A 6,865-nucleotide genomic window follows, 5' to 3' on the forward strand; every position below is an offset into this window, starting at 1 on the left:
GCAGGGGTGGGCCGACGCTGGAGGCGGCGTTGGAGGCTATCCTTCTTGTCGTCGACGAGCCGGTCGCCGAAGTGACGCTGGCGCAGGTGCTGGAGCGGCCCACTCACGAGGTGGCCGCGGCGTTGCGGGGGCTGGCGGCGGAATATACCGCTTCTGGGCGGGGTTTTGACTTGCGAGAAGTGGCAGGCGGCTGGCGGTTCTACACGCGTGCCGACTGCGCGCAGCTGGTCGAGCGGTTCGTACGCGACGGCCAGCAGACGCGGCTGACACAGGCCGCACTCGAAACACTCGCGGTCGTGGCTTACCGGCAACCGGTGAGCCGGGCCCGCGTCGCCGCCGTGCGCGGTGTCAACAGCGACGGCGTCATGCGGACGCTCGTCGCCAGGGGGCTGGTCGAAGAGGCCGGCACCGACCCGGAGAGCCAGGCAGTGCTCTACCGGACAAGCTCATACTTCCTTGAACGTCTGGGACTGCGGGATCTGAGCGAGCTCCCCGAGCTCGCGCCCTTCCTCCCCGACGACGTGGAAAATCTCGAGGAGACAACAAAGTGATGAACAGGCGCAGCACCCCGTCCGGTGATGGACGCGGTCGTGGACGCACCGGCGGCTCCGGCCGTGGCGGGCGTCCCGCCTTCCGATCCGACGACGGCTTTCGCAGCGGCGGCGGTTCCGGGAGCCGTGGTGGCTACCGTTCCGACGACCGTGGATCCGACCGCGACCGGGGTTACGGTCGCGACTCCGTGAGCGACTCCAGGCCCGCCCGCGACTCCGTTCGCGCCGACCGGAGCGGATCTCGCACCCGGTACGGCAAGCCGGGCGGCCGCGACGGTGCCACCGAGGGCCGCTCCCCACGTGCCGGCCGCGACGGTGGCAGCGAGGGCCGCTCCCCACGTGGTGGCCGTGACGAGTACCCGCGTGGCGGCCGCGATGAGTACCCCCGTGGCCGCCGCGACGAGCGCCCAGACCGCGACTCGCGCGGCGACCGCCCCGGCCGCGACGACCACACGAGCCGTGACGACCGCACGAGCCGTTACTCACGTGACGACCGCGCGGATCGTTTTCCTCGCGACGACCGCACGGACCGCTCCGCGCGAGGTGACCGCGAGCAGCGTTACTCCCGCGGTGACCGTGAGGATCGCCCTGCCCGTGAAGGCCGTTTCGCGCGTGATGAGCGGCCCACAGGCGACCGGGGCGGCTACCGTCCCGAACGCCGCGACACCCGCGGCGGCTCCGGCCCCGCACGACGTGACGACCGTTCCGGCGGCTTCGGTGCTGGGCGGCGTGATGACCGTTCCGGTGGTTACGGTGCTGGGCGGCGTGATGACCGTTCCGGTGGTTACGGTGCTGGGCGGCGTGATGACCGTTCCGGTGGTTACGGTGCTGGGCGGCGTGATGACCGCTCTGGTGGTTATGGCGCCGCACCGCGTGATGACCGTTCCGGCGGCTTCGGTGCTGGGCGGCGTGATGACCGCTCTGGTGGTTACGGTGCTGGGCGGCGTGATGACCGTTCCGGCGGGTACGGTGCCGGGCGGCGTGATGAGCGTGGTGGCTATGAAGGCGACCGCGCCGGGATGCGGGCCGGGCGTAGTGGGCGCAGGGAAGACTTCGCCTCAGGCAGCTCCATGCGTTCCCGCTACGGCAGGCGTGACGATGAGGGCCGCTCCGACCGGGCACCGCAGCGTGACGGCCGTTCCGACCGCGCGCCACAGCGTGATGCCGGCCGGGGTTCGCAGCGGGACGGCCGCCCAGCCCGTACGGCCGGCAGGCGCGACGATGTGCAGACCGTCGGCGGCGGGCGGCGGGGAAGCTACGGGAGCCCGCAGCACGACCGCATCAAGGCGGCCCGCCAGCCCCTCCGCGACCGGGACCTCTACCCCGAGGGCTACACCGACGAGCGCGACACCACCGAGGTCCCCGACGGCGTACGCCTGCAGAAGGTGCTCGCCCAGGCGGGCGTGGCCAGCAGGCGGGCCTGCGAGGAGATGATCGGCGAGGGCCGGGTCACTGTGAACGGCCAGGTCGTACGCAGGTTCGGTGCCAAGGTGGACCCCGCGAAGCAGGTGATCCACGTGGACGGCAAGCGCATCCCGACCGCCCCGGACCTGGTCTACTACGCGCTGAACAAGCCGATCGGCGTCGTGTCCACCATGGACGACCCGCAGGGCCGCCCGTGCCTGGCGGACTACGTCGAGGAGATGGCGCCGAGGCTGTTCCACGTGGGCAGGCTCGACACCGAGACCGAGGGCCTGCTGCTGCTCACCAACGACGGTGAGCTGGCCAACAGGCTGACCCACCCCAGCTACGGCGTGCAGAAGAAGTACTGGGCCAAGGTGCCCGGGCCGATCCCGCGCGACCTGAGCCGCAGGCTCAAGCAGGGCATCGAGTTGGAGGACGGCCTCGTCAAGGCGGACGGTTTCTCCGTCGTGCAGGAGCACGGCCAGCAGGCGCTGGTCGAGGTGGTGCTGCACGAGGGCCGCAAGCACGTCGTCAGGCGCATGCTGGAGGAGGCCGGGCACCGGGTGATCGATCTGGCCAGGATCGAGTTCGGACCGGTGAAGCTGGGCCGTACGAAGCCCGGCACCATCAGGTCGCTGTCCCTGAAGGAGGTCGGCGACCTGTACGCAGCCGTGAAGCTGTAATCTGACCGAGCGCAGGGAGCCCGTGCGGAACTCCGCACGGGCTTCTCTCGCTGATAGGCACTCGTTCAGAGAAGGGGACGAAATCTTATGGTGCGGGCGATCCGCGGGGCGATCCAGGTGGACGCCGACGACCGTGACTCGATCATCTCGGGGACGACCGAGCTGGTCAGCGCGATCATGGAGCGCAACGAGCTGACCACGGACGATGTGATCAGCGTGGTGTTCACGGCCACGCCCGACCTGACAGCCGAGTTCCCCGCGCTCGCGGCGCGCAAGCTGGGCTTCCACGAGGTGCCGCTGATCTGCTGCGCCGAGATCGGCGTGCCTGGGGCGCTGCCCCGCGTCGTACGCCTGATGGCCCACGTGGAGACCGATCGCCCGCGAGCCCAGATCCAGCATGTCTACCTGCGTGGCGCCGTGGCGTTGCGGCAGGATATCGCCCAGTAAGTATCCGGTAAGCGCACCAAGAGACATTCGCACCCCATGTAGCCCGATAAATCAGGACATCGAGATGGAACTTCGCACCGTGCTGGTCGTCGGCACCGGTCTCATCGGCACCTCCGCGGCGCTGGCGCTGCGTAAGCGCGGCGTACGCGTCCTCCTTGCCGACCGCGACCCGGGCGTCGTACGGCTGGCGCGGGAGCTCGGCGCCGGCGAGGAGTGGGAGCCGGACAACCCGCCGCCCGAGGGCGTGGACCTCGCGGTCATCGCGGTGCCCCCGGCCCACGTCGCCACCGAGCTGCTGGAGCTGCAGATGCTCGGCGCGGCCAGGTTCTACACCGACGTCGCGAGCGTGAAGGCCGAGCCCATCAGCCGGGCCGCCCAGCTCGGCTGCGAGTTGTCCGTCTACGTCGCCTCCCACCCCCTGGCCGGGCGGGAGAAGTCCGGTCCCGGCGCGGCCCGGGCCGACCTGTTCCTGGGCCGCCCATGGGCGTTGTGCCCCACCGAGGAGGCCGACCCCGAGGCGCGGGCGGCCGTGCTGCGGCTGATCGAGCTGTGCGGGGCCAACCCCGTCGAGGTGAGCGCCCACGACCACGACCGCGCCGTCGCCGTCGTCTCGCACGCGCCCCACGTCGCCGCGTCCGCCGTGGCCGCGCGGCTGGCCGACGCCACCGACGTCGCGCTCGGCCTCGCCGGTCAGGGCGTACGCGACGTCACGCGGATCGCCGGCAGCGATCCCAGTCTGTGGCTGGGCATCCTGTCGGGCAACGCGTCCCCGGTCGCCGAGGTGCTGGAGGCGGTGGCCCACGACCTGGCCGAGGCCGCGACCGCGTTGCGCGCCCTGGCCGCGGGCGACGGCACCGCAACCGGCGAGCTGACCCAGCTGCTCAAGCGCGGCGTCGCAGGCCACGACCGCATCCCGGGCAAGCACGGCGGCCCGGCCTCCGCCTACGCCGTCGTCCAGGTCGTCATCGGCGACCGCCCAGGCCAGCTCGCCCGGCTGTTCCTGGTGTGCGACGAGGTCGGGGTCAACGTCGAGGACGTACGCCTGGAGCACGCCCCCGGCCTGCCCCTGGGCATCGCCGAGCTGTCGGTGCAGCCCGGCTCCGCCACCACGCTCACCGAGGCCCTCCGCGAACGCGGCTGGCAGGTTCCCTGAGAGGTCATGTCACATCCGCGCCTCCTCGATGCGTCTGAAGGTTCACATCCAGGAGGTAAGGAAGAAATGACCAAGATTTTAGTACTCGGCGGAGGCTACACCGGCGTCGCGGCGGCCATCAGGACCGCCCGCGGGACCCGCCGTACGGGCGGGAAGGTCACGCTGGTGAACGCCTCGCCCAGGTTCACCGAGCGCCTCCGGCTGCACCAGACGGCGGCCGGGGAATCGCTGCCCGACCACTCGCTGGACGAGGTGCTGGCGGGCACCGGCGTCGTGTTCGTGCGAGGCCGCGTGGCGGAGCTCGATCCCGGGCGGCACGAGGTGCGGCTCGACGACGGGCGCGTGCTCGGCTACGACAAGCTGATCTACGCGCTCGGCACCCTCACCGACGCCTCCGTGCCCGGGGTGACCGAGCACGCCTACACGTACGCCGACCACGAGCAGGCCGTACGGCTCGCCGAGCGTCTCGACGCCCTCGACACCGGCACGGTGATCGTGGCGGGCGGCGGGCTGACCGGCGTCGAGTCGGCCGCCGAGCTGGCCGAGGCCCGCCCGCGCCTGCGCGTCGTCCTGCTGACCAGGGGCCGGCCAGGCGCCATGATGGGCGACCGGGCCCGCGCGTACCTGGACGCGGCGCTGGACCGCCTGGGCGTCGAGGTCCGGACCGGCGCGGACATCGCCAAGGTGCTTCCAGGCGCGGTCGAGCTGGCCGGCGGCGAGCTGATCCACTCCGACGTCACGCTCTGGACGACGGGGACCAGGGGCCTGCCGGTGGCGGCCAGGTCCGGGCTGGCACTGGACGCCCGCGACAGGATCGTGGTGGACTCCGCGCTGCGCTCGGTGTCCCACCCCGACGTGTACGCCGTCGGCGACGCCGCCGCCGTCGGCCTGCCGTTCGGAGTCCTGCACGGCACCTGCCAGGGCGGCATCCCGACCGGCCTGCACGCGGCCGACTCGCTCGCCGCCACGCTGCGCGGCAGGAAGCCGAAGCCCTTCAGGTTCGGGTACGTTCATCAGCCCATCAGCCTGGGGCGCGGGGACGCGGTCATCCAGTTCACCCGGCCGGACGACAGCCCGCGCAGGTGGTATCTCAAGGGGCGGGCCGCGGTCAGGTACAAGGAGACGGTGTCCAGCAGCCCCTTCCCGACGTTCCGGCTGCTCAAGCGCGGGCTCGTGCCGGTCGGGATGTTCGCGCTGACCGCCGGGCGCGGATGAGGCCGGACAGCGCGGCGGACGGGGCCACCGTGGCCCCGCCCGCCGCACCCGTGTTCGTGGACGTCACCGCTTGGTGATCGCCTCACTCACGGCGTTCGGGCCGTCGTACTGGCGGTCGGGCATGGCCTCCAGGGCCCGGACTATCTCCTTGCTCGCGTTGTGCTCGCGAGCGGCCTTGATCAGATCCTGCTTGCTGGCGGGGTAGTCGACCCCGCTCAGGTGTCTCTGCAGGTCGATTGGGTTCGGTGCAGTAGTCATAACTCTATGTTGCCCCTTATGTGCGGAATGTAACGTACCGACTGCGAGTCGCCCCGCGACACCGGTACGCGGCTCAGTCACCGGGCCGTTCCAGCCTGCGCCGCGCGAGCTCCACGGGGAGTGGCAGCCCGCGCCGCGCGGCCAGCGCGCGAGGCAGCCGCCGTACGGCAGCGCGCAATCCCTCCCAGCCCGCCGGACCGACGCGCAGCGCGTCGAACGCGCGTCGCGCCACCACCGGCCACGGGCGGCGTAGCACGGCGGTCAGCACCGCGTTGCGCGTGGCCAGCACCCGCCTGCCATGCGGGTCCCCGGCCGGAGCGGGGTGGTGGTGCGCCACGACGTCGTCCACGTACGCGAGCCCCCAGCCCCGCGCGGCCAGGTCCACGGCCAGCCGCTCCTCCTCGCCGAAGAAGAAGATGACGTCGTCGAACCCGCCCGCCTCCAGGAACGCCTTCCTGCGCACGACCGCCCCGCACGCCAGGAACCCCAGCACGCTCGGCCCCGGCAGGTCCGGCTCCACGCCGAGCGGCGAGTCGCGCATCTGCTCCGACACCGCGTCCAGCCGCTCGTCGGGCCCCACCAGCACGCGCGCGCCCAGCACCGCCAGCCTCGGGTACGCGTCCAGCACGTCGGCCGCCCGCTCCAGCGCGCCGCGCGCCCACCAGGAGTCGTCGTCGGCGAAGGCCACGTAGGGCGTCTCGGCCATCCGCACGCCGACGTTGCGCGCGGGCGCCCCCAGGTTCCGGCCCGCCTCGACCACGTGGACGTCGGGGAAGTGGCGCCGGACGAACGCCGCAGTGCCGTCCGATGAGCCGTTGTCGACCAGGATCACCGGGGACGGGTGGAGCGGGAGCGAGCGGGTCAGCGCCCGCAGCCTGTCCCTGCTGGCCACCACGACCGTGACCCGGGCACCATTGACCACACGGTGTCTCTTACCGCGACGGACGTCCTTAGTCCTCCAGTAAGGCGTTGACATGCGGCTGGAGCGTGCACCCGCCCGCCCGCGTGCCCCTCGGCTTCCACGATGGCTGGATCGCCGACTGAGCCGGAGGCGGTAGCCTCTTCGGGTTGGAGAAAACGTGAAGAGGGAGAGGCCGTGACCGGTCTGGTCGTCGCCATGGACGGTCCTTCGGGGTCGGGTAAGTCGAGTGTCT

The 6,865-nt window shown here is 71.9% G+C and carries 7 protein-coding genes; 5 read left to right on the forward strand and 2 right to left on the reverse strand.

Annotated elements, in window-relative coordinates; all coding sequences use genetic code 11:
- Positions 1-17: 17 nt before the first annotated feature.
- From scpB to ITP53_RS52955, 5 genes are all read left to right on the forward strand, one after another.
- Positions 18-551 (forward strand): SMC-Scp complex subunit ScpB, encoded by a 534-nt coding sequence (gene scpB / locus ITP53_RS52935; RefSeq protein WP_195903069.1) that lies wholly within the window; start codon positions 18-20, stop codon positions 549-551.
- Between the two features lie 1,070 nt (positions 552-1,621).
- Complete coding sequence (locus tag ITP53_RS58810; RefSeq protein WP_236052173.1) at positions 1,622-2,638, forward strand: pseudouridine synthase; 1,017 nt, start codon at positions 1,622-1,624, stop codon at positions 2,636-2,638.
- Positions 2,639-2,725: 87 nt separating this feature from the next.
- On the forward strand, positions 2,726-3,085 hold the full coding sequence (gene aroH, locus ITP53_RS52945) for a chorismate mutase (protein ID WP_195903064.1): 360 nt from the start codon (positions 2,726-2,728) through the stop codon (positions 3,083-3,085).
- Between the two features lie 64 nt (positions 3,086-3,149).
- A complete protein-coding gene (locus tag ITP53_RS52950; protein ID WP_195903065.1) occupies positions 3,150-4,238 on the forward strand; it encodes a prephenate dehydrogenase in 1,089 nt (362 codons plus the stop codon).
- A 66-nt stretch (positions 4,239-4,304) separates the two neighbouring features.
- Positions 4,305-5,453 carry an NAD(P)/FAD-dependent oxidoreductase gene (locus ITP53_RS52955; protein ID WP_195903066.1) on the forward strand — a complete coding sequence of 383 codons (1,149 nt, stop codon included), beginning with the start codon at positions 4,305-4,307 and terminating at the stop codon, positions 5,451-5,453.
- A 63-nt stretch (positions 5,454-5,516) separates the two neighbouring features.
- Here ITP53_RS52955 and ITP53_RS52960 read toward each other — a convergent pair whose 3' ends face one another.
- Positions 5,517-5,711: a DUF2795 domain-containing protein gene (locus ITP53_RS52960; RefSeq protein ID WP_195903067.1), complete on the reverse strand. Its 195-nt coding sequence runs from the start codon at positions 5,709-5,711 to the stop codon at positions 5,517-5,519.
- A 73-nt stretch (positions 5,712-5,784) separates the two neighbouring features.
- Positions 5,785-6,606 (reverse strand): glycosyltransferase family 2 protein, encoded by an 822-nt coding sequence (locus tag ITP53_RS52965; protein ID WP_328818706.1) that lies wholly within the window; start codon positions 6,604-6,606, stop codon positions 5,785-5,787.
- Positions 6,607-6,865 lie beyond the last annotated feature (259 nt).

Source organism: Nonomuraea cypriaca, from assembly GCF_015645445.1.
Classification (GTDB): domain Bacteria; phylum Actinomycetota; class Actinomycetes; order Streptosporangiales; family Streptosporangiaceae; genus Nonomuraea; species Nonomuraea cypriaca.

What these genes read in the sequence shown, in the direction of transcription:
- ITP53_RS58810 (WP_236052173.1), top strand. Translation starts at nt 1,622, where the DNA reads ATGCGTTCCCGCTACGGCAGGCGTGACGATGAGGGCCGCTCCGACCGG.
- aroH (WP_195903064.1), top strand. Translation starts at nt 2,726, where the DNA reads ATGGTGCGGGCGATCCGCGGGGCGATCCAGGTGGACGCCGACGACCGT.
- ITP53_RS52950 (WP_195903065.1), top strand. Translation starts at nt 3,150, where the DNA reads ATGGAACTTCGCACCGTGCTGGTCGTCGGCACCGGTCTCATCGGCACC.
- ITP53_RS52955 (WP_195903066.1), top strand. Translation starts at nt 4,305, where the DNA reads ATGACCAAGATTTTAGTACTCGGCGGAGGCTACACCGGCGTCGCGGCG.
- ITP53_RS52960 (WP_195903067.1), bottom strand. Translation starts at nt 5,711, where the DNA reads ATGACTACTGCACCGAACCCAATCGACCTGCAGAGACACCTGAGCGGG.